The organism is Exercitatus varius, from assembly GCF_029577735.1.
GTDB classification, from domain to species: Bacteria; Pseudomonadota; Gammaproteobacteria; order Enterobacterales; family Pasteurellaceae; genus Exercitatus; species Exercitatus varius.
This window is the reverse complement of the sequence record NZ_JARQTO010000017.1, coordinates 1-22497: the sequence shown is the minus strand read 5'-3', so window position 1 is coordinate 22497 and position 22497 is coordinate 1. Positions and strand designations below refer to the sequence as shown.

Here is a 22497-nt window from a genome sequence, read left to right as displayed (position 1 = left end):
ATAAAACGGAAAGGTGCGAAAGCGCCTTTTCTTTTGGCTGAAAAAACGTGCAAAAAATTGACCGCACTTTTCCGCTTGCAAGCAAGCCTAAAGTGCGGTCAAAAAATGCGATGTTTTTTGAAGTTATGAACGTTTCATAATTTCAAAAAATTCTTCGTTGGTTTTCGCCACCATTAATTTATCAATGAGGAATTCCATCGCTTCCACTTCGCCCATCGGGTTAAGGATTTTGCGCAGAATCCACATTTTTTGCAATTCGTCCGGCGTGGTGAGCAAATCTTCTTTACGGGTGCCGGAACGGTTGAAATCGATGGCCGGGAATACGCGTTTTTCCGCGATTTTGCGGGAAAGATGCAATTCCATATTACCCGTTCCTTTGAATTCTTCAAAGATCACTTCGTCCATTTTGGAACCGGTATCCACCAGTGCGGTCGCGATAATCGTCAGGCTTCCGCCTTCTTCCACGTTACGCGCGGCACCGAAGAAACGTTTCGGGCGATGTAACGCATTAGCGTCCACACCGCCGGATAAAATCTTGCCCGATGCCGGCGTCACCGTATTGTAAGCGCGGGCCAAACGGGTAATGGAATCGAGCAAAATTACCACGTCTTTTTTATGCTCCACCGAGCGTTTGGCTTTTTCAATCACCATTTCCGCCACCTGAACATGGCGCGCCGCCGGTTCGTCGAAGGTTGAAGCAATCACTTCGCCGCGCACCGTACGTTGCATTTCCGTTACTTCTTCCGGTCGTTCGTCGATCAACAGCACGATCAACTCGCATTCCGGATAATTCGCGGTAATGCTTTGCGCGATATTTTGCAATAACACCGTTTTCCCCGCTTTAGGCGGCGCGACGATCAAGCCGCGCTGGCCTTTACCAATAGGCGAAGCCAAATCTAGAATGCGGGCGGTTAAATCTTCTTTTGAACCGTTTCCGCGTTCCATACGCAAACGGGAATTGGCGTGTAACGGCGTTAAGTTTTCAAACAGAATTTTACTGCGGGAAACTTCCGGGCGATCGTCATTAACCTGATCCACTTTTAATAAGGCGAAATAACGTTCGCCTTCTTTCGGCGGGCGAATTTTACCTTCCACTTTATCGCCGGTTTGTAAATTAAAACGGCGGATTTGGCTCGGCGAAACATAAATATCGTCCGGACCGGCTAAATAAGAACTGTCCGCCGAACGCAGAAAGCCGAAGCCGTCGGGTAAAATTTCCAGGACGCCGCCGCCGAAAATATCTTCACCGCTTTTCGCGTGTTGTTTTAAGATGGCAAAAACAATATCTTGTTTACGTAAACGGGCTAAATTTTCTAAGCCCATTTGTTCTTCTCCAAGCTGTACCAGCGTGGAAACCGGGGTATTTTTGAGTTCTGTTAAATGCATAATTGAGAGTTAATACTTTGGATTGGAAAAAAATAAGAGTTGACTCATAGGTCGATTGAGTGGTGGTAAAGGTATCATTAAAACCCGATTCTGTCTAGTTTTTTACCTAAAAAAAGTGCGGTCTTTTTTTGGGTAATTTTGCATAACGTGGTATGCTTGTCGCAATTTTTCACCAAATAAAAATAAATTATGACAACAGAACACCTATCTCAACAGCGGTTTGCCGACTTGCCGCTGCATCCTCAAATTCTCACCGCGCTGAAAGCTCAGGGTTTTGAATATTGCACGCCGATTCAGGCCTTATCTTTACCCTTAACATTGCAAGGTAAAGATGTTGCCGGTCAGGCACAAACGGGCACGGGGAAAACCATGGCGTTTCTCACGGCGACATTTCATTATTTATTAACCCATCAACCGGATTTCGTTACCAATCAACCGCGGGCGTTAATTCTGGCGCCGACCCGCGAACTGGCGGTACAAATCGCTCACGATGCGGAATCTCTTGCCAAAACCAGCCAATTACGCATTGGGCTGGCATACGGCGGCGACGGTTACGATAAACAGCTGAAAGTCATTGAAAACGGTGTGGATATTTTAATCGGCACCACCGGACGAATCATCGATTACGTAAAGCAAGGCATTATCCGTTTTAACGATATTCAAGTGGTGGTGCTGGATGAAGCCGATCGAATGTTCGATTTAGGCTTTATCAAGGATATTCGCTATTTGTTGCGCAAATGTCCGCCGCCAAAATCCCGTTTAACCATGCTGTTTTCCGCCACGCTTTCTTATAAAGTCAGAGAGCTTGCCTTTGAAGACATGAACGATCCCGAATATATTGAAATCGAACCGTTGCAGAAAACCGGGCACCGAATCAAGGAAGAACTGTTCTATCCGTCCAATCGGGACAAAATTGCCTTACTTATGACGTTACTGGAAGAAGAATGGCCGGAACGCTGCATTATTTTTGCCAATACTAAACATCGTTGCGAAGAAATCTGGGGCTACCTTGCCGCCGACGGACAACGCGTGGGTTTGCTAACCGGCGATGTGCCGCAAAAAAAGCGGCTGGCATTGCTCAAACAGTTTACTGACGGGGAACTGGATATTCTGGTTGCCACCGATGTGGCGGCGCGCGGTTTGCATATTCCCGATGTCACGCACGTGTTCAATTATGATTTGCCGGATGATCGCGAAGATTATGTACACCGCATCGGGCGTACCGGGCGCGCCGGCGAAAGCGGCGTATCCATCAGCTTTGCCTGCGAACAATACGCCATGAATCTGCCGGCGATTGAAGAATACATCGGACATGCAATTCCCGTCAGCCAATATGATCCCGATTCATTAATCGACGAGTTGCCGAAACCTTATCGGATCAAGCATAGTCAGACTCCGCATTCCAGTCGGGATTACAAAAAACGTTAAAAATTTCGACCGCACTTTTCGCCTTATCCTTAAAAGTGCGGTCGATTTTTTTGATGTTTTTTCATCTCGCGGACGAATAAAAAATCCCCCGGGAGCGTTGCTCTCGGGGGATTTTGTGTTACCGGTCAAACGCCGGTTTATTCCTCATCCGCCATGTTCAGCATTTCTGCCAGGCTGGATGTCGGATCATCCGCTACCATATTGAATTCCGCTTCAATTTCCGCTTCATCCGCCGCGGAGAATTTTACGGATTGCTCTTCCGGCAACGTTACTCCCGTATGGCGGTTTTTAATACGGTTTTGGTGATAGGCAAAACCCGTACCCGCCGGGATCAAACGACCCACAATCACGTTTTCTTTCAGGCCGCGCAATTCATCGCGTTTACCGGCAACCGCCGCTTCGGTCAACACGCGGGTGGTTTCCTGGAACGAAGCCGCCGAAATGAATGATTCGGTAGCCAATGACGCTTTGGTAATACCAAGCAATTCACGTTCGAATTCCACCAACGGTTTGCCTTCCGCTTCGCGTTTACGGTTAACGACCTTAATGCGCGCCACTTCCACTTGCTCGCCTTCCAAGAATTCGGAATCGTAAGCATTGGTGATAACGGCTTTACGCAACATTTGACGAACGATAACTTCGATATGCTTATCGTTAATTTTAACCCCTTGTAAACGGTAAACTTCCTGAACTTCGTTTACGATATACTCGGTTACGGCGTGCACACCGCGCAGACGTAAAATGTCATGCGGCGTTTCCGCACCATCGGAAATTAAGTCGCCGCGTTCCACCATTTCGCCTTCGAATACGTTTAATTGACGCCATTTCGGAATCATTTCTTCGTATGTTTCGCCGCCGTCGGTCGGTGTGATTAATAAGCGGCGTTTACCTTTGGTTTCTTTACCGAAGGAAACGATACCGGAAATTTCGGCTAAAATTGCCGGTTCTTTCGGTTTACGCGCTTCGAATAAATCGGCTACGCGCGGCAGACCGCCGGTAATATCTTTAGTTCCCACGGATTCTTGCGGAATACGGGCTAACGGATCACCGATATTGATTTCCGCACCGTCATCCAAGGTTACGATTGCTTTACCCGGTAAGAAGTATTGCGCCGCTACGTCGGTGCCTTCGATTAAAATATCGTTGCCTTTGGCATCGACCAATTTAATCGCCGGACGCAAATCTTTACCTGCCGTCGCACGTTCACCCACATCTTGCACCAAAATTGAAGACAAACCGGTTAATTCGTCGGTCTGGCGGCTTACGGTTAAACCGTCAACAATATCGACAAATTTCACAAAACCCGCCGCTTCGGAAATCACCGGCATAGTATGCGGATCCCAGTTTGCTACGGTTTCACCCGCCGTAACTTCGGCGCCGTCGGCTTTACTTAAAGTAGTACCGTAAGGCAGCTTATAATGCTCTTTGGTACGACCGAAGGCATCGATTACGGTTAATTCGGTATTACGTGAAGTTAATACCAGTTTACCTTCGTTATTGGTTACAAATTTCACGTTAGCCAAACGAATGGTACCGTTATTTTTAACCTGTACGCTGGATTCTTTCGCCGCTGCGGATGCCGCACCACCGATATGGAACGTACGCATGGTTAACTGTGTACCCGGTTCACCGATGGATTGCGCCGCGATAACACCGACGGCTTCTCCCTGATTAATCAGATGACCGCGCGCCAAATCACGGCCGTAACATTTCGCACACACGCCGAAATCGGTATCACAGGTCACCACGGAACGAACTTTAATGCTGTCTACCGAATTTTCATCAATAACATTACACCATTGCTCGTCAATCAGCGTATTACGCGGGATCAGAACCTCTTCCGTTCCCGGTTTCAAGACGTCTTCCGCCGCGACACGGCCCAATACCAATTCGCGTAACGGCACTTTCTCATCGCCGCCTTCGATTAACGGCGCCATGACGATACCTTCGTGCGTACCGCAATCGTCCTCGACAATCACTAAATCTTGCGCAACGTCAACCAAACGACGGGTCAAATAACCGGAGTTTGCCGTTTTTAACGCAGTATCCGCCAAACCTTTACGCGCACCGTGAGTGGAAATAAAGTACTGTAATACGTTCAAACCTTCGCGGAAGTTCGCCGTAATCGGCGTTTCGATGATTGAACCGTCCGGACGCGCCATCAAACCGCGCATACCCGCTAACTGACGAATCTGTGCCGCGGAACCGCGCGCACCTGAATCCGCCATCATAAAGATGCTGTTGAATGAGGCTTGTTTTTCCGGATGACCTTCACGGTTTATCACTTCTTCCGTAGACAAATTTTCCATCATCACTTTCGCTACGCGTTCGTTAGCCGCCGCCCAAATATCAATGACTTTGTTATAACGTTCACCGACAGTAACCAAACCGGATTGGAACTGTTCTTGAATTTCCGCCACTTCTTTTTCCGCCGCCGCGATGATTTCGTATTTTTTCTCCGGAATCACCATATCGTCGATACCGACGGACGAACCCGAACGTGCCGCATACGCAAAACCGGTATACATGATTTGGTCTGCAAACATTACGCTCTCTTTCATGCCTAAACGACGATAACATTCGTTAATCAGTTTAGAGATGGCTTTTTTGCCGAGCGTTTGATTGAACAGGCTGAACGGCATGCCTTTCGGCGCGATCATCCATAAAATGGCACGACCGACCGTGGTATCCACTAAGTTCGTTTGCGGTTCTAATTCACCTTCGGCATTTTTCACATATTCCGTAATACGGATTTTCACGCGCGAATGCAATTCCGCCCGACCGGTGCGATAGGCTTTTTCCGCTTCGCGAGGGTCTTGCAACAGCATGCCTTCGCCTTTACCGTTCACTTTATCGCGGGTCATATAGTAAATACCCAATACCACGTCTTGTGACGGAACGATAATCGGATCACCGTTCGCCGGCGATAAAATGTTATTAGTTGACATCATTAATGCGCGAGCTTCTAGCTGCGCTTCCAACGTCAACGGAACGTGAACCGCCATTTGGTCTCCGTCGAAGTCCGCGTTGAACGCCGCACAAACGAGCGGATGCAACTGAATGGCCTTACCTTCGATCAAAATCGGTTCGAACGCCTGAATACCCAAACGGTGCAATGTCGGCGCACGGTTCAACAGAATCGGGTGTTCGCGAATCACTTCCGCCAAAATATCCCATACGATGGCGTCTTCTCGCTCAACCATTTTCTTCGCTGCTTTAATGGTGGTCGCATAACCGCGGCTTTCCAATTTTGCATAGATAAACGGACGGAATAATTCCAGCGCCATTTTTTTCGGTAAACCGCATTGGTGTAAGTGCAGATACGGACCTACGGTGATAACCGAACGACCCGAATAATCAACGCGTTTACCTAATAAGTTCTGACGGAAACGACCTTGTTTACCTTTGATCATATCCGCTAAAGATTTAAGCGGACGACGGTTCGAACCCGTGATCGCACGACCGCGACGACCGTTATCCAGCAACGCATCCACGGATTCCTGTAACATACGTTTTTCGTTGCGTACGATAATATCCGGTGCGATTAAATCCAAAAGACGTTTCAAACGGTTGTTACGGTTAATAACGCGACGATATAAATCGTTCAAATCCGAAGTCGCAAAACGACCGCCGTCCAACGGTACCAACGGACGTAAATCCGGCGGAAGCACCGGTAATACGGTCATAACCATCCATTCCGGTTTGTTGCCGGACTGAATAAACGCTTCTAATAATTTCAAACGCTTAGTGATTTTTTTACGTTTAGTTTCAGAGTTAGTTTCCTGTAACTCTTCACGTAAGGTTTCACATTCATGTTCCAAATCCATATCGCGTAAAATGGCCTGGATGGCTTCCGCCCCCATTTTCGCGTCAAATTCGTCCGCCCAGCGCTCTTCAGCGTCCAAATATTGTTCTTCGGTTAATAACTGACCTTTTTCTAAATCCGTCATTCCCGGTTCGATCACGATATATGATTCAAAATAAAGAACGCGTTCAATATCGCGCAACGGCATATCCAATAATAAACCGATGCGGGACGGTAACGATTTCAAGAACCAGATATGCGCCACCGGCGAAGCCAATTCGATATGTCCCATACGTTCGCGGCGCACTTTGGTTTGGGTAACTTCAACACCGCATTTTTCACAGATTACACCGCGATGTTTTAAGCGTTTATATTTACCGCATAAACATTCGTAATCTTTTACCGGCCCGAAAATACGCGCACAGAAAAGACCGTCGCGTTCCGGTTTAAATGTACGGTAGTTAATGGTTTCCGGTTTTTTCACTTCGCCGAACGACCATGAACGAATCATGTCCGGTGAGGCTAAACCAATCTTGATCACATCAAAATCTTCGGCGGTTTTGGATTGTGCTTTTAAAAAATTAACTAAATCTTTCACAGATTTTGCTCCTGTCGGAGTTAAACTTATTCAAAGCGCGGTCGAAATTCATTCGATTTTTTGACCGCACTTTGCGCGGAATTTTCGCATTGCGATGAATGCTTTCTCATTACGACGGACTGCCCGTCTATAAATTAGGCTTCATCTAAATCGATGTTAAGACCAAGCGAACGAATTTCTTTCATGATTACATTGAAAGATTCCGGCGTACCCGGTTCCATGTAATGGGTGCCGCCCACGATGTTTTTATACATCTTGGTACGACCGTTCACATCGTCGGATTTCACGGTTAACATTTCCTGCAGGGTGTAAGCCGCGCCGTATGCTTCAAGCGCCCATACTTCCATTTCACCGAAACGCTGACCGCCGAACTGCGCTTTACCACCCAACGGTTGTTGAGTAACCAGGCTGTAAGAACCGGTCGAACGCGCGTGCATTTTGTCGTCCACCAAGTGGTTCAATTTGAGCATATACATGTAACCCACGGTTACCGGACGCTCAAATTTTTCGCCGGTGCGGCCGTCATACAAGGTGATCTGACCGGATGTCGGCAATCCGCCAAGCTCTAACAAACCTTTAATTTCGCTTTCGTCGGCACCGTCAAACACCGGTGTGGCAAGCGGCATACCGTTACGTAAATTTTCCGCTAAACGCAATACTTCTTCGTCCGTGAAAGTATTGAGATCCACAACTTGCGAACCGCCGCCTAAATCGTAAGCTTTCTGGATATAACCGCGTAATTTCTCGACATCCTGTTTTTGTTTAAGCATGATGTTGATTTGTTCGCCGATACCTTTCGCCGCCAAACCTAAGTGCGTTTCCAGAATCTGACCGATATTCATACGAGACGGTACGCCCAACGGGTTCAACACGATCTCGACCGGACGGCCGTTTTCGTCGTACGGCATATCTTCAACCGGGTTAATTTTTGAGATAACCCCTTTGTTACCGTGACGACCCGCCATCTTATCTCCCGGTTGAATCTGACGTTTCACCGCAAGGTATACTTTCACTACTTTTTGTACGCCCGGCGCCAAATCATCGCCCTGGATAATTTTGCCGCGTTTCACTTCAAGTTTGTGTTCGAAGTCTTTGCGTAATTCTTCGTATTGTTCCGCAAGCTGTTCCAACTGGCTTTGTTTGGATTCGCTCGAAAGGGTTTGTTCCAACCATTTCGTACGTTCCATTTTATCCAATTCTTTTTCGCTGACGCCGCCGTCAATTAATAAATTGCGAACACGGGAGAACAAACCGGCTTCCAAGATTTCCAATTCTTCAACAAGGTCTTTTTTCGCTTGTTTTAATTGCATCTCTTCGATTTCCAACGCGCGTTTGTCCTTTTCTACGCCGTCGCGGGTAAAGACTTGAACGTCAATAACCGTACCGGAAGTACCGTTAGGCACGCGAAGTGAAGAATCTTTTACGTCCGAAGCTTTCTCACCGAAGATTGCGCGGAGTAATTTCTCTTCCGGCGTTAATTGAGTTTCGCCTTTTGGCGTCACTTTACCCACCAGAATATCGCCGCCCTTCACTTCGGCACCTACATAGACGATACCGGATTCGTCCAACTTGCTTAATGCCGCTTCACCGACGTTAGGAATATCTGCGGTAATTTCTTCCGCACCTAATTTGGTATCACGCGCCACACAAGATAATTCTTGAATATGGATAGTGGTGAAACGATCCTGTTGTACTACGCGTTCGGAAACTAACATTGAGTCTTCGAAGTTATAACCGTTCCAAGGCATAAACGCCACGCGGATATTTTGACCTAACGCCAATTCGCCCAAATCCGTTGACGGACCGTCGGCTAAGATTTCACCGCGACCGACAGGTTCGCCTAAATTCACGCAAGGAATTTGGTTGATACAGGTATTTTGGTTAGAACGGGTATATTTAATTAAGTTATAAATATCAATGCCCGCTTCACCCGGAATCGTTTCGTCTTCGTTTACTTTCACCACGATACGGGATGCATCAACGTATTGAATCGTACCGCCGCGTTTCGCAACCACCGCCACGCCTGAGTCAAGGGCAATCGGTTTTTCCATACCGGTACCCACCAACGGTTTATCCGCACGTAATGTCGGCACCGCCTGACGTTGCATGTTCGCTCCCATTAACGCACGGTTCGCGTCGTCGTGCTCAAGGAACGGAATTAACGCCGCCGCAACGGAAACCACTTGTTGGGTTGAAACGTCCATATAATGAATTTCTTCCGGACGATATAAACCGGACTCGCCATGTTCACCGCGGGCGGTAACGAAAGTATCCGTAAAACGAAGATTTTCATCTAAGTTCGAGTTTGCCTGCGCAATGATATATTTACCTTCTTCAATCGCCGATAAATATTCAATTTCTTCCGTTACCTGACCGTTTACCACTTTACGGTAAGGCGTTTCTAAGAAACCGTAATCATTGGTACGCGCATATACGGAAAGCGAGTTGATCAAACCGATATTCGGACCTTCAGGGGTTTCAATCGGACACACGCGACCATAATGAGTCGGGTGAACGTCTCGAACTTCAAAGCCTGCACGTTCGCGTGTTAATCCGCCCGGTCCCAATGCGGAAATACGACGTTTATGGGTCACTTCCGACAGCGGGTTGTTTTGATCCATAAACTGAGATAATTGTGAAGAACCGAAAAATTCACGAACTGCCGCAGAAATCGGTTTGGCATTAATTAAATCCTGTGGCGTTACCGCATCAAGATCACCTAATGAGAGGCGCTCTTTTACGGCGCGTTCAACGCGTACCAAACCGATTCGGAATTGATTTTCCGCCATTTCGCCCACCGAACGGATACGACGGTTACCCAAGTGGTCAATATCGTCCACTTCACCGCGACCGTTACGGATATCGATCAGTTTTTTCATCACGCTGACGATGTCTTCTTTGCTCAACACGCCGCTGCCCGTTTCGCTGTCAATACCTAACGAACGGTTGAATTTCATACGACCTACCGCAGACAAATCGTAACGATCCTGCGAGAAGAATAAGTTATCAAATAAACCTTCCGCCGCTTCTTTTGTCGGTGGTTCGCCCGGACGCATCATACGATAAATTTCGACTAACGCACTTAACCGGTCATAAGACGGATCCACACGCAGCGTTTCGGAAATATACGGGCCGAAATCCAAATCATTGGTGAACAACGCTTCGATTGTGGTGTAACCCGCTTGAGCCAATTTTGCTAAAAGCTCTAAAGAAATTTCCATGTTTGCGGCACAGATGACTTCGCCGCTTTCTAAATCCACATAGTCTTTCGCCGCCACTTTTCCGATAATATATTCGGTTGGCACTTCAACTTTGCTAATACCGTCTTTTTCAAGCGCCTTGATATGACGCGCAGTAATACGACGACCGCGTTCAACATAAACCTTGCCGTTGGCCTCGATATCAAATGTCGCCGTCTCACCGCGTAAGCGTTCAGGAACTAATTCCATCAGCAATTTATTGTCCTGAATTTCGAACAGAACTTTATCGAAGAACAAATCTAAAATTTCTTCCGTCGTATAACCCAATGCCCGTAAAATAATGGTTGCCGGCAACTTACGACGACGGTCGATACGCGCGAATAAATTGTCTTTCGGATCGAATTCGAAATCCAACCAAGAACCGCGGTAAGGGATAATACGCGCGTTATATAATACTTTACCTGAAGAATGCGTTTTACCTTTGTCACTGTCAAAGAACACGCCCGGACTGCGGTGCAATTGCGAAACGATAACACGCTCGGTACCGTTAATCACGAAGGTACCGTTGTCCGTCATCAGCGGGATTTCCCCCATATACACGTCTTGTTCTTTAATATCTTTAACTGTGCCGGGAGCCGCATCTTTATCGTAGCTCACCAAACGTAACTTCACGCGTAACGGCGCGGCAAAGGTTGTTCCGCGAATCTGACATTCGCGCACGTCAAATACCGGCTCGCCTAATTTATAGCTGACATATTGCAATTCCGTGCTGCCGTTATTGCTTACAATCGGAAATACCGAACGGAATGCGGCTTCCAGGCCTTGCTGACCGTCAGGATCGCACTGAATAAATTTGTCGAATGAATCTAATTGAATGGTTAATAAATAAGGTACGTTTAAAACTTGTGGACGTTTACCAAAGTCTTTACGGATACGTTTTTTCTCAGTATAGGAGTAACCCATTGGTTTTCCTCTGTAATTTCTAGTGAGACCGACTTGAAATAAAACCACCAAAGTGCGGTAAAAAAATTCAATGTTTTTTTATCTGATGTACTGTCAGATGATTTTAAATCAATGTATGAATCCGTTTGTGAGATACCGCACTCTGAACCTTACTTCTGATGAGCGGATTGCATTAAGCTAACAGCTTGATTTAACTTAATTTTTTCTGCAATTAAACGGTGATTTTTTTTGCACTTATTTGAGAGCACAAAAGGCTGACGGAAAAACCGCCAGCCGTAAGTTCCGAAGAACAGGAAAAGTCATCAAAAATTATTTGATTTCTACTTTCGCGCCTGCATCTTCTAATTCTTTTTTCAATGCTTCAGCTTCAGCTTTAGAAATGCCTTCTTTCAAGTTAGCCGGAGCGGATTCAACTAAGTCTTTCGCTTCTTTTAAGCCTAAGCCTGTTGCACCGCGTACCGCTTTGATTACTGCAACTTTGTTAGCACCGGCTTCCGCTAATACTACGTTGAATTCAGTTTTTTCTTCTACTGCCGCTGCTGCGCCTGCTGCCGGAGCCGCTGCCGCTACTGCTGCTGAAACGCCGAATTTTTCTTCCATCGCTGCGATTAATTCAACGATTTCTGATACTGATTTTGAAGCGATCGCTTCGATTAATTGTTCGTTAGTTAATGACATGACAATCAATTCCTAAAGTAAATAAGTTGTTAAACGATTCAAGAAACGCTTTTAAAATTAAGCCGCTTCTTGTAATTTGTCGCGTAATGCTGCAAAAGTGCGAACAAGTTTGCCTGCCGCAGCTTCTTTCATTGTACCCATTAAACGTGCAATCGCTTCTTCGTAAGTCGGTAATGTTGCCAAGAAATCGACATCTTGGATTTTACCTTCAAAGGCCGCACCTTTAATTTCAAACTTATCGTTCGCTTTAGCGAAATCTTTGAACAAACGTGCCGCAGCGCCCGGATGTTCGTTAGAGAATGCGATAAGTGTCGGACCGGTAAACGTATCTGTTAAGCATTCGAATTCTGTGCCTTCAACCGCACGACGTAATAAAGTATTACGAACAACGCGCATTGAAACGCCAGCTTCACGAGCCGCTTTACGTAACTCCGTCATTTTATCCACTGTTACGCCGCGAGAATCCGCGATAACAGCTGAAAGGGCACCTTTGGCTGCTTCATTTACTTCAGCAACAATTGCTTGTTTGTCTTGAAGATTTAATGCCATTGGCTTTGAGCTCCTGAATACACTCCGATAAATCGGAATTAAATTACCTGATACAAACATACCAGGACGACTTCGGTGTACAGAAGCAGAAAATTCTTTTTCTGTTCACCATCTACGTAGGTAATTAAGAAAACTCGGTAAAAACCGACCGCACTTTTATCGTGCGTTTTCTCCTACGGTCTTGGACGGGGCTTGATTTGGCAAGCACCATCAATTTTATGGCCTAAGCCATAAATAGGGCGTAAATTATACGGATAATCTACGCCTTTGTAAAGCTACCTGCGCGAATTATAAGCTGTTTTGATCAACTTGAACGCCGGCGCCCTGAGTGGTGGAAACGCTTACTTTCTTAATGAAAATACCTTTAGCGGTAGTCGGTTTAGCTTTCACTAACGCCGCTAAAAGCGCCTGTAAGTTTTCTTTCAATTGATCTTCGGAGAAATCCACTTTACCGATTGTGGTATGGATAATACCGTTTTTATCGTTACGGTAACGAATCTGACCGGATTTCGCATTTTTAACCGCTTCGGCAACGTTTGGCGTAACCGTACCCACTTTAGGGTTTGGCATTAAACCGCGAGGACCTAAAATCTGACCCAATTGACCGACTACGCGCATTGCATCCGGAGAGGCAATCACAACGTCGAAGTCCATTTCGCCTTTTTTAACCTGTTCCGCCAAATCATCCATACCGACTAAATCGGCGCCGGCTTCTTTAGCCGCATCGGCGTTAGCGCCCTGAGTAAATACCGCAACGCGTACGGAACGACCGGTACCATGAGGCAATACGGTTGCACCGCGCACGTTTTGATCGGATTTACGCGGATCGATACCTAAATTTACGGCAACATCAACGCTTTCGTTGAATTTCGCCGTTGCAAATTGTTTTAACAGCGCAATGGCTTCGTTAATTTCGTACGCTTTGGTAGAATCTACGCCAGCTTTGATTGCTTTCATTTTTTTAGTCAATTTAGCCATCGTATTATTCCTCCACCACTAAGCCCATTGAGCGAGCCGTGCCAGCGATTGATTTCATTTTGGTTTCGATAGTCGCACCAGTCATATCCGCCGCTTTAGTTTCGGCGATTTGACGGATTTGCTCTTGCGTCACTTTACCCACTTTATCTTTGTTCGGCTTACCTGAACCGGATTTGATACCCGCCGCTTTTTTCAACAATACGGCTGCCGGCGGAGTTTTCGTGACGAAAGTGAATGAACGGTCTGCGTAAACGGTAATAACGACCGGAATCGGTAAACCTTTTTCCATGCTCTCGGTACGAGCATTGAACGCTTTACAGAATTCCATGATGTTTACACCTTGTTGACCCAGTGCGGGACCGACCGGTGGTGAAGGGTTAGCCATACCCGCTGCGACTTGCAGCTTAACGTATGCTTGAACTTTCTTTGCCATTTTTAGTTTCCTATGTTTTGGGTGATAACGCTACAATCAGCTCCCCAATGAATTAAGCACCGAAGTGCCGTTACACAAAAATATGAGCAAGTTCCCCCGCTCATAATAGGTCGCGAATTATATAAAAAGTGCGGTCAATTTTCAAGCAGTTTTTTATAATAAAAAAGCAGGTATAAAACCTGCCTTTACCGTGAAAATTCTATTAGCCGTTTGCTTTTTCCACTTGGCTAAACTCAAGTTCTACCGGGGTCGCACGACCGAAAATGGAAACGGAGACTTTTAAGCGTCCTTTTTCATAATCCACTTCTTCAACCGTACCGTTAAAGTCTGCAAACGGACCTTCGGTAACGCGCACTTCTTCACCCGGCTGGAACACGTTTTTCGGACGCGGTTTATCCGCATTTTGCTCGACCCGATTAAGAATAATATCGGCTTCACGCTGGCTGATCGGCAGCGGTTTATCCGGTGTGCCGCCGATAAAGCCCATTACACGCGGCACGCTGCGCACCAACTGCCAGGTGTAATCGTTCATTTCCATTTGCACTAATACATAGCCCGGAAAAAATTTACGTTCGCTTTTACGACGTTTACCCGCTACATTTTCAACCACTTCTTCGGTCGGGACCAAAACTTCACCGAATTGATCTTCCATATGGTTGAGTTTGATATATTCGCGTAATGTTGCGGCCACACGACCTTCAAAACCGGAGAAGGCTTGTAACACATACCAACGTTTTTTAGGTGCTGCTGTTTCTGTCATTTTAGAATCTCAAATCTGTTAAGAAATTTAATACGCTTACAATCACGCTGTCAAAACCCCATAAAATCAATGAGGTGACAACCGTAACCGCCACAACAATAAATGTGGTTTGCATTGCCTCAGGACGCGTCGGCCAAGTAATCCGGCGAAGTTCGGTTCTGGCTTCGCTGAAAAATGCCAACGCTTTTTTACCCTGATTGGTAATTGCCGCCAGAATTAAGGCAATCACGATTAAAACGAATATTGCAACGACACGAACCGGCGTTGAATACTGACCGGCAAAATAAATATTACCAACCGACGCAACTAAAATAAGCGCAACAACAAGGAACCATAAAAAGCCATTCAAGCCTTTTGACTTTTGCGCCGTCTGTTCTATTTCATTTTTCTTTTTTTCAACAACTAAAGTCATATTTCAACCTAAGTGATTTATCATTTTTTGGGGGAATAACTACTGGGTTCGCGATTGTAGCATTTTATTTTGTTAATTCATAACGAATTTTGCTAATTCCTTCTCCCGGTGTTAGACTTCAACCAATGAAGTATCCATTAACCGTATTTCTTCTGGCGAGATTCAACCTTCAGCTTATCCGCTGAAAACCTCATCGCCGCTTTGTTGAGGCTTTTCTCAGGTTTACGAAATTTAAGTTCGTCTTTTTCCACGATTCTAAGTTCAAACCGAACGGCGCAAATTTTACAAAAAAACCGGGTTAAGCGTTGGCTAACCCGGTTTTATATTATCGTACGGTATTATAAAGTTTTGGCTAACTTTTTCAGATAATCTCTGAACCGAGCGCCTAATTTTTCATGTTGAAGACCGTATTCCACGAACGCTTCCATGTAACCGATTTTATCGCCGCAGTCAAAAGATTCGCCGGTCATGAGGAACGCCTCTACGGTTTCTTGTTTAATCAGCATGTCGATGGCGTCGGTTAACTGAATCTCATCACCTACGCCCACCGGCGTTCTTGCCAATAAATCCCAAATTCCGGCTGAAAATACATAACGCCCGACTACGGCTAAATTTGACGGCGCTTTATCTACGCTCGGTTTTTCCACCAAACGGGAGATCGGCGCGCTTTCACCGCCGCCGAATTCCGCGCCGCCGCAATCCGCCACGCCATAACTGCTGACATCTTTCGGATCCACCGGCGCCACCATAATTTGACTGAATCCCGTTTCTTCGAAACGTTTAATCATCGCCGCCAGATTTTCTCGTTTTTGATTGGCGGTAAAATCCGCTAACAATACATCAGGCAGAACCACGGCAAAGGGTTCGTTGCCCACTAACGGGCGACCGCATAATACGGCATGTCCCAAACCTTTAGCGTTCCCTTGACGAACGTGCATAATCGTCACATCTTTCGGGCAAATCGACCGCACTTCGTCCAAAAGTTGGCGCTTAACCCGTTTTTCCAGCATGGATTCCAATTCGTAAGAGGTATCGAAATGGTTTTCAATGGCATTCTTTGACGAATGCGTCACCAATACGATTTCTTTAATTCCGGCGGCGACACATTCGCTGACCACATATTGAATCAACGGCTTGTCCACCAAGGTCAGCATTTCTTTCGGAATCGCTTTGGTTGCCGGCAACATGCGTGTTCCCAGACCTGCAACAGGAATAATCGCTTTCATATTTTTTCCTTTAATTTATACATAGAAACGACCGCACTTTAGCATAAATCGGTAAAGTGCGGTCAAATTTTACAGAGTTTTACAACTTATTGGCGCAATAACGCTAGAATTTCATCGGTTTTTTCTTTCATTAACGCTTTATCGCCGCGGGTTTCAAGATTCAAACGAACCACCGGTTCCGTATTGGAACTGCGCAGATTGAAACGCCAGTTCGGATATTCAATACTGATACCGTCAATTTCGCTTACCGAAATCGCATCTTTTTCGTAAGCGGCGCGCACTCGGGCAATCGCCGCTTTGGCGTCGGTTAATTTGCTGTTAATTTCACCCGGTGACGGATAAGTATCAATACTTTCGTTCACTAACTGACCTAAAGTTTTGCCTGCCACGCAAACCAGTTCCATCACAAGCAACCAAGGAATCATACCGCTGTCGCAATAATAGAAATCGCGGAAATAATGGTGGGCCGACATTTCGCCGCCGTACACCGCATCCACTTCACGCATTTTTTCTTTAATGAACGAGTGACCGGATTTGGACATCACCGCCACGCCGCCGTTTTCCGCCACCAATTTTTCGGTATTCCAGATTAAACGCGGATCGTAAATGATTTTTGCACCCTGATATTTTTTCGTGAACGCTTGTCCCAGCAAACCGACCACATAATAACCTTCGATAAACTGACCTGTTTCATCAAAGAAGAAGCAACGATCAAAGTCACCGTCAAACGCAATTCCCATATCCGCTTTATTGGCAAGCACGGCATCAATGGTATCTTGGCGGTTATCATGCAAAATCGGGTTAGGAATACCGTGCGGGAAAGTACCGTCCGGGTTGTTATGCACTTTAACGAACTCCACCGGAATACGGCGTGCTTTAAATTGCGCTTCAATGGCGTCCACGACATGACCTGCCGCCCCGTTACCGGAGTTAAACACCAATTTCAACGGTTTAATATTATCCAGATTCACATAGGACAACAAACGTTCGACATAATCGCCTAATACGGATTGCTGTTTATAAGTGCCGCGTTGGGTGACTTCCGGAAAGTTATTTTCTTCGGCTAAACGTTGAATATCCGCCAAACCGGTGTCCGCACTGATCGGACGGGAACCCTCGCGAACCAGCTTCAATCCGTTGAAATCCATCGGATTATGGCTTGCCGTCACTTCAATCCCACCGTCAGCATGCAAAAACGATGTGGCAAAGTACACTTCTTCCGTACCGACTTCGCCCAAATCAATGACATTGACGCCGGAATCCAACAAACCGTTTGTCACCGCGCTTTTGAGTTCTTTACTCGTCAAACGAACGTCACCGCCGACAACAATGGTTTTGGGTTTTAGAAATTGCCCGAATGCTCGACCAATCCGATACACGATGTCCGCATTCAATTCATCGCCTAAGCGACCACGGATATCATAAGCTTTAAAGCACGTTAATTTAGACATAATTTCTCCTAGCTATACATGATTATTATCTTCGGCTGCGAGCTTGATGCGCTCGTAAATTTCTTCACGATGTACCGTCACATCCTTCGGGGCTTCTATACCGATTTTCACTTGATTTCCCCGAATATTCAATATAGTAATGGATATATCGTCACCAATAAGTACCGTTTCACCAGCTTTCCGGGTTAATATCAACATACAGACCTCCCCTAATGAATGTCGCCTGTAACTATCCCTTTGTCTAAAGGCTCATCCGCGATAAGCCTTTTCCCAGCTAGAGCTTTTCCTTTAACCAATCAGAAGCGGCGGTTAATGCGGCGGACAGATTTTCCGGTTGCGAGCCGCCCGCCATGGCCATATCGGGACGGCCGCCGCCTTTGCCGCCCACTTGCTGCGCCATCACGTTCACCAATTCACCGGCTTTTACCGTCGCCGTTAAATCCGACGTGACACCCGCAATTAAATTGACTTTACCCTCTACGGCGGAACCTAACGCAACCACGGCGGAACCCAGTTGATTTTTCAGATCGTCCACCATCACGCGCAACGCTTTGGTGTCTACGCCGTCAAGCCGGTGAATCACTACAAAAACATCGTTAATTTTGACCGCACTTTTCGCTAAATCGGAACCCGCCTGCACGGCCGCCTTTTCTTTAAGCTGCTGCAGTTCTTTTTCCGTTTTCTTCGCTTTATCCTGAAGCTGCGCGATTTTTTCCGGCAGAGACGGAACGTCCGATTTCAACAAATCCGCACTTTGCGCCAAAATGGCTTGTTGGTTAAACAACCAATTCATAGCGCCTTCACCGGTTACCGCTTCAACTCGGCGAATACCGGCGGCGATCGCTCCTTCGGAAACAATTTTAAATAATCCGATTTCACCGGTACGTTCCACATGCAAACCGCCGCAAAGTTCGATAGAAAAAGGACTCATAGTTACAACACGCACGGTTTCGCCGTATTTTTCGCCGAATAACGCCATGGCGCCTTTAGCTTTTGCTTCTTCCACGCCCATTTCTTCCGTTAATACCGGATGATTGGCGCGGATATGGAAATTCACTATACGTTCGATTTCCATAATTTGCGCCGGCGTAACGGTTTCCGGTTGAACGAAATCGAAACGTAACCCCACATCAGAAACCAACGAACCTTTTTGCGCCACATGCTCGCCCAATACTTGACGTAACGCGGCGTGCAATAAATGGGTCGCACTGTGATTTAATTTGGTATGCTGACGACGTCGGGCGTCCACTTCCGCATTCACAATCTGACCGACGGATAACGTACCTTGGGTTAATTCGCCGATATGACCGAATACCTGACCGTATTTTTGCGTATCTTTCACGTCGAAACGTACGCCGTTGGCGCTTAATACGCCGCTATCGCCGATTTGTCCGCCCATTTCCGCATAGAACGGCGTATTTTCCAGAATCACCACGGCGCTTTGACCGGCGGAAATGCTGTCTACCGCTTTGCCGTCCCGGAAAAGTGCGGTCACTTTTGCGAGACTTTCTACATTGGTGTAACCTTCAAATTTGGTTTCCCCGTCTACGCGGATAATACTGTTATAATCCATGCCGAAGTTGCTGGCGGATTGCGCGCGCAGGCGTTGCGCTTCCATTTCTTTATCAAAACCCTCTTCGTCCACCGTGATATTGCGTTCGCGGCAAACATCCGCCGTTAAATCGAGCGGGAAACCGTAAGTATCATAAAGTTTAAACGCCACTTCGCCGGACAACACTCCGTTTTTCACATTGGCCAATTCGGCATCCAATAATGTCAAACCGCGTTCAAGGGTTCGGGCAAATTGTTCTTCTTCCAAACGTAATAATTTTTCTACGTTAGCCTGCTTGTCTTTTACCTGTTTTCCCGCTTCCGCCATCACCTCAATTAACGTCGGAACCAATTTGTAGAAGAACGTTTCCTTCGCGCCCAGTAAATGACCGTGACGCACCGCGCGACGAATGATGCGACGCAATACATAACCGCGACCTTCGTTAGACGGAATCACGCCGTCCGCAATTAAATAGGCGCATGAACGAATATGGTCGGCAATAACGCGTAAGGATTTATTATCCAAATCCGTCGTGCCCACAATTTCCGCCGCTTTTTTAATCAGGGTTTGGAAAATATCGATTTCATAATTGGAATTTACGTGCTGCAATACGGCGGTCATACGTTCCAACCCCATACCGGTGTCCACCGACGGTTTCGGTAATTTTTCCATGCTGCCGTCGGCCAAACGGTTAAACTGCATAAACACAATATTCCAGATTTCAATGTAACGGTCGCCGTCTTCTTCCGGCGTCCCCGGCAGCCCGCCCCAAATATGATCGCCGTGATCGTAGAAAATTTCGGTACAAGGACCGCACGGACCGGTATCGCCCATCGCCCAGAAATTATCGGACGCATACGGCGCGCCTTTGTTATCGCCGATACGGATAATATGTTCTTTTGGCACGCCGACTTCTTTGTTCCAGATGTCGTATGCTTCATCATCAGTTTCATATACGGTGACGTACAGTTTTTCTTTCGGTAACCCTAACCATTTTGGCGAAGTTAAAAATTCCCAGGCGAAATTAATCGCATCATGTTTAAAATAATCACCAAAGCTAAAATTCCCCATCATTTCGAAGAAAGTATGATGGCGCGCGGTATATCCCACGTTTTCCAAATCGTTGTGCTTTCCGCCGGCGCGTACGCAACGTTGCGCGGTAGTCGCGCGGTTGTACGGGCGTTTGTCCATGCCGAGAAACACATCCTTAAACTGGTTCATCCCTGCGTTGGTAAATAATAACGTCGGATCGTTTTCCGGCACCAACGAACTGCTTTCTACAACTCGATGCCCTTTACTATGGAAAAAATCTAAAAAAGATTGACGAATTTCTGCTGTTGTTTTCATTATTAAGCCTTTGGTTGTCCTTAAATACTGGGCTTATTTTGACATATTTTTCTTATTTATTGAATGGAATTCATCCAAATCCCGGAATAAATAAAACCGCACTTTTGCTCTTCCTGCGAAAGTGCGGTCAAATTTAGGTTAATTTTTTTCGTGTCTGAATTTTTTATTCATCACGAAGCGGCACAACCAACATATCGATAGTAATACTGTTCATCACCTGACGTGTCGATGACATCAATTTACTCCAGAAATCCTGGTGATGACCCGTTACTAACAAATCGACACCGTATTGTTCGATAGCGTCCGAAAGTACTTGACCTAAATCCCCGCTTCCGCTCAATTTTTCAGAAACCGGATAGCCCGCTTGTTCCGAAAGTTGCAATAAAGCCTGTTGGGTTTCACTGGAAATACGATCCTGCATGGAGGACATGTTCACATCAATCAAACCGGTATAGAGATCAGAAAAATTGACATCCACGTGAATGATTGAAAGTTTTGCTTCATGGCGTTTTGCAATGCCGGCCGCTTTTTTCAATAAGAAATCGCTTTCATCGGAAAGATCTACGGCTACTAATACGTGTTTGTACATAATCCTACTCCTTCATCTGACTAAGTTGCACTTCTTTTGTTGGTTGTATAATAGCACCTCAATATCAGAAAAAACTTGCGCCAGATCACATTTCCGAAAAAACATTGAATTTTTGAAAAATCGCCCTATCATGGAACTTTTTATCGGAAAATCCGGCTTTAACTTTGCGTCGCAATGCATAAAAAACATTCGATTTTTCGACCGCACTTTTTGTCTACGAGGAAGGAATTTTATTATGGCTTATCACATTCAGGATTTCGTTCGGCTCATCGCTCAATTACGCAACCCGAACGGCGGCTGCCCGTGGGATCTCAAACAGAATTACCGCTCCATGATTCCCTGCTTAATCGAGGAAAGTTACGAAGTGATCGATGCCATCGAGCAAAACAACAAAGAAAATCTGCGGGAAGAACTGGGTGATTTGCTGATGCAAGTGGTATTTCTCAGCCAGCTTGCCGCGGAAGATCAACTATTCACCTTTGACGATGTGGTAAACGATGTGGCGGAAAAAATTATACGCCGTCATCCTCACGTATTCGGCGAACAATCCGCCGGCAACGAACAAGAGGCGCTGGCGCACTGGAACGCCATGAAAGCGCAGGAAAAAAGCCGTCAGACGGAAACCTCCGTTTTAGATAATATTCCTCACACTTTTCCCGCCTTACTTCGCGCGGAAAAACTTCAGAAAAAATGTTCGAAAATCGGTTTTGACTGGAAGCATGTTGACGGCGTCATTGCCAAAGTGGAGGAAGAATTGGACGAAGTAAAACAAGAGTTAAACCGACCGCGCTTGGAACAGCCTAAAATCAATGAGGAAATAGGCGATTTACTGTTTGCCGTCGTTAATCTGGCGCGTCATGTCAAAACCCAGCCGGAAGAGGCGTTACGTCAGGCAAACCACAAATTCGAACGCCGTTTCCGTGCGGTGGAGCAACAAGTCCGGCAAGCGGGCAAGAATCCGGCGGACTGCACGTTGGCAGAGTTGGATCAGTTATGGGATGAAGTGAAATTGCAAGAATCGCACAACTAAAGTGCGGTCGAAAATCCATGCGTTTTTATCAGACGGAAAAATAGATTCGTCCGTTTGTAAGATCTCATACTAATCATCAGGTTTCGTTGAAAAACAAAAACCCCGGCTCATT

At 46.3% G+C, this 22497-nt stretch carries 16 protein-coding genes; 2 read left to right on the top strand and 14 right to left on the bottom strand.

Features of this window, described 5'->3' with window-relative positions; genetic code table 11:
• Window positions 1-123: 123 nt before the first annotated feature.
• On the bottom strand, window positions 124-1386 hold the full coding sequence (gene rho, locus P7M01_RS10255) for a transcription termination factor Rho (RefSeq protein ID WP_202936756.1): 1263 nt from the start codon (window positions 1384-1386) through the stop codon (window positions 124-126).
• A gap of 189 nt (window positions 1387-1575) precedes the next feature.
• Here rho and rhlB point away from each other — a divergent pair, with 189 nt between their 5' ends.
• Window positions 1576-2814 (top strand): ATP-dependent RNA helicase RhlB, encoded by a 1239-nt coding sequence (gene rhlB, locus P7M01_RS10250; RefSeq protein WP_317480517.1) that lies wholly within the window; start codon window positions 1576-1578, stop codon window positions 2812-2814.
• A gap of 137 nt (window positions 2815-2951) precedes the next feature.
• On the opposite strand, the gene rpoC is transcribed toward rhlB, so the two are convergent.
• The 13 genes from rpoC to uspA all read right to left on the bottom strand — a co-directional run bounded on the left by rpoC (window position 2952) and on the right by uspA (window position 21355).
• The gene (rpoC, locus tag P7M01_RS10245) at window positions 2952-7217 is read right to left on the bottom strand and encodes a DNA-directed RNA polymerase subunit beta' (protein ID WP_317476627.1); all 4266 of its coding nucleotides are present in this window, start codon (window positions 7215-7217) and stop codon (window positions 2952-2954) included.
• 134 nt (window positions 7218-7351) lie between these two features.
• Entirely contained in the window at window positions 7352-11380 is a 4029-nt protein-coding gene (rpoB, locus tag P7M01_RS10240; protein ID WP_202936753.1) for a DNA-directed RNA polymerase subunit beta, read from the bottom strand.
• A gap of 309 nt (window positions 11381-11689) precedes the next feature.
• Window positions 11690-12058 carry a 50S ribosomal protein L7/L12 gene (rplL, locus tag P7M01_RS10235; protein ID WP_202936752.1) on the bottom strand — a complete coding sequence of 123 codons (369 nt, stop codon included), beginning with the start codon at window positions 12056-12058 and terminating at the stop codon, window positions 11690-11692.
• A 57-nt stretch (window positions 12059-12115) separates the two neighbouring features.
• Window positions 12116-12607 carry a 50S ribosomal protein L10 gene (gene rplJ / locus P7M01_RS10230; protein ID WP_202936751.1) on the bottom strand — a complete coding sequence of 164 codons (492 nt, stop codon included), beginning with the start codon at window positions 12605-12607 and terminating at the stop codon, window positions 12116-12118.
• Between the two features lie 288 nt (window positions 12608-12895).
• Window positions 12896-13585, bottom strand: a complete 690-nt coding sequence (rplA, locus tag P7M01_RS10225) for a 50S ribosomal protein L1 (RefSeq protein ID WP_202936750.1) — start codon at window positions 13583-13585, stop codon at window positions 12896-12898.
• Window positions 13586-13589: 4 nt separating this feature from the next.
• Entirely contained in the window at window positions 13590-14018 is a 429-nt protein-coding gene (gene rplK, locus P7M01_RS10220; RefSeq protein ID WP_202936749.1) for a 50S ribosomal protein L11, read from the bottom strand.
• A 202-nt stretch (window positions 14019-14220) separates the two neighbouring features.
• Window positions 14221-14778: a transcription termination/antitermination protein NusG gene (nusG, locus tag P7M01_RS10215; protein ID WP_202936747.1), complete on the bottom strand. Its 558-nt coding sequence runs from the start codon at window positions 14776-14778 to the stop codon at window positions 14221-14223.
• A gap of 1 nt (window position 14779) precedes the next feature.
• Window positions 14780-15190: a preprotein translocase subunit SecE gene (gene secE, locus P7M01_RS10210; protein ID WP_202936746.1), complete on the bottom strand. Its 411-nt coding sequence runs from the start codon at window positions 15188-15190 to the stop codon at window positions 14780-14782.
• A 338-nt stretch (window positions 15191-15528) separates the two neighbouring features.
• The gene (gene galU, locus P7M01_RS10205) at window positions 15529-16416 is read right to left on the bottom strand and encodes a UTP--glucose-1-phosphate uridylyltransferase GalU (RefSeq protein ID WP_317483638.1); all 888 of its coding nucleotides are present in this window, start codon (window positions 16414-16416) and stop codon (window positions 15529-15531) included.
• Window positions 16417-16502: 86 nt separating this feature from the next.
• On the bottom strand, window positions 16503-17867 hold the full coding sequence (locus P7M01_RS10200) for a phosphohexomutase domain-containing protein (RefSeq protein WP_202936744.1): 1365 nt from the start codon (window positions 17865-17867) through the stop codon (window positions 16503-16505).
• Between the two features lie 12 nt (window positions 17868-17879).
• Window positions 17880-18065, bottom strand: coding sequence for a carbon storage regulator CsrA (csrA, locus tag P7M01_RS10195; RefSeq protein WP_202936743.1), 186 nt, complete (start codon window positions 18063-18065; stop codon window positions 17880-17882).
• Window positions 18066-18141: 76 nt separating this feature from the next.
• Complete coding sequence (gene alaS, locus P7M01_RS10190; RefSeq protein ID WP_317483639.1) at window positions 18142-20766, bottom strand: alanine--tRNA ligase; 2625 nt, start codon at window positions 20764-20766, stop codon at window positions 18142-18144.
• A gap of 163 nt (window positions 20767-20929) precedes the next feature.
• A complete protein-coding gene (uspA, locus tag P7M01_RS10185; RefSeq protein ID WP_202936741.1) occupies window positions 20930-21355 on the bottom strand; it encodes a universal stress protein UspA in 426 nt (141 codons plus the stop codon).
• Between the two features lie 235 nt (window positions 21356-21590).
• Here uspA and mazG point away from each other — a divergent pair, with 235 nt between their 5' ends.
• Entirely contained in the window at window positions 21591-22385 is a 795-nt protein-coding gene (gene mazG, locus P7M01_RS10180) for a nucleoside triphosphate pyrophosphohydrolase (RefSeq protein WP_317483640.1), read from the top strand.
• Window positions 22386-22497: the final 112 nt, after the last annotated feature.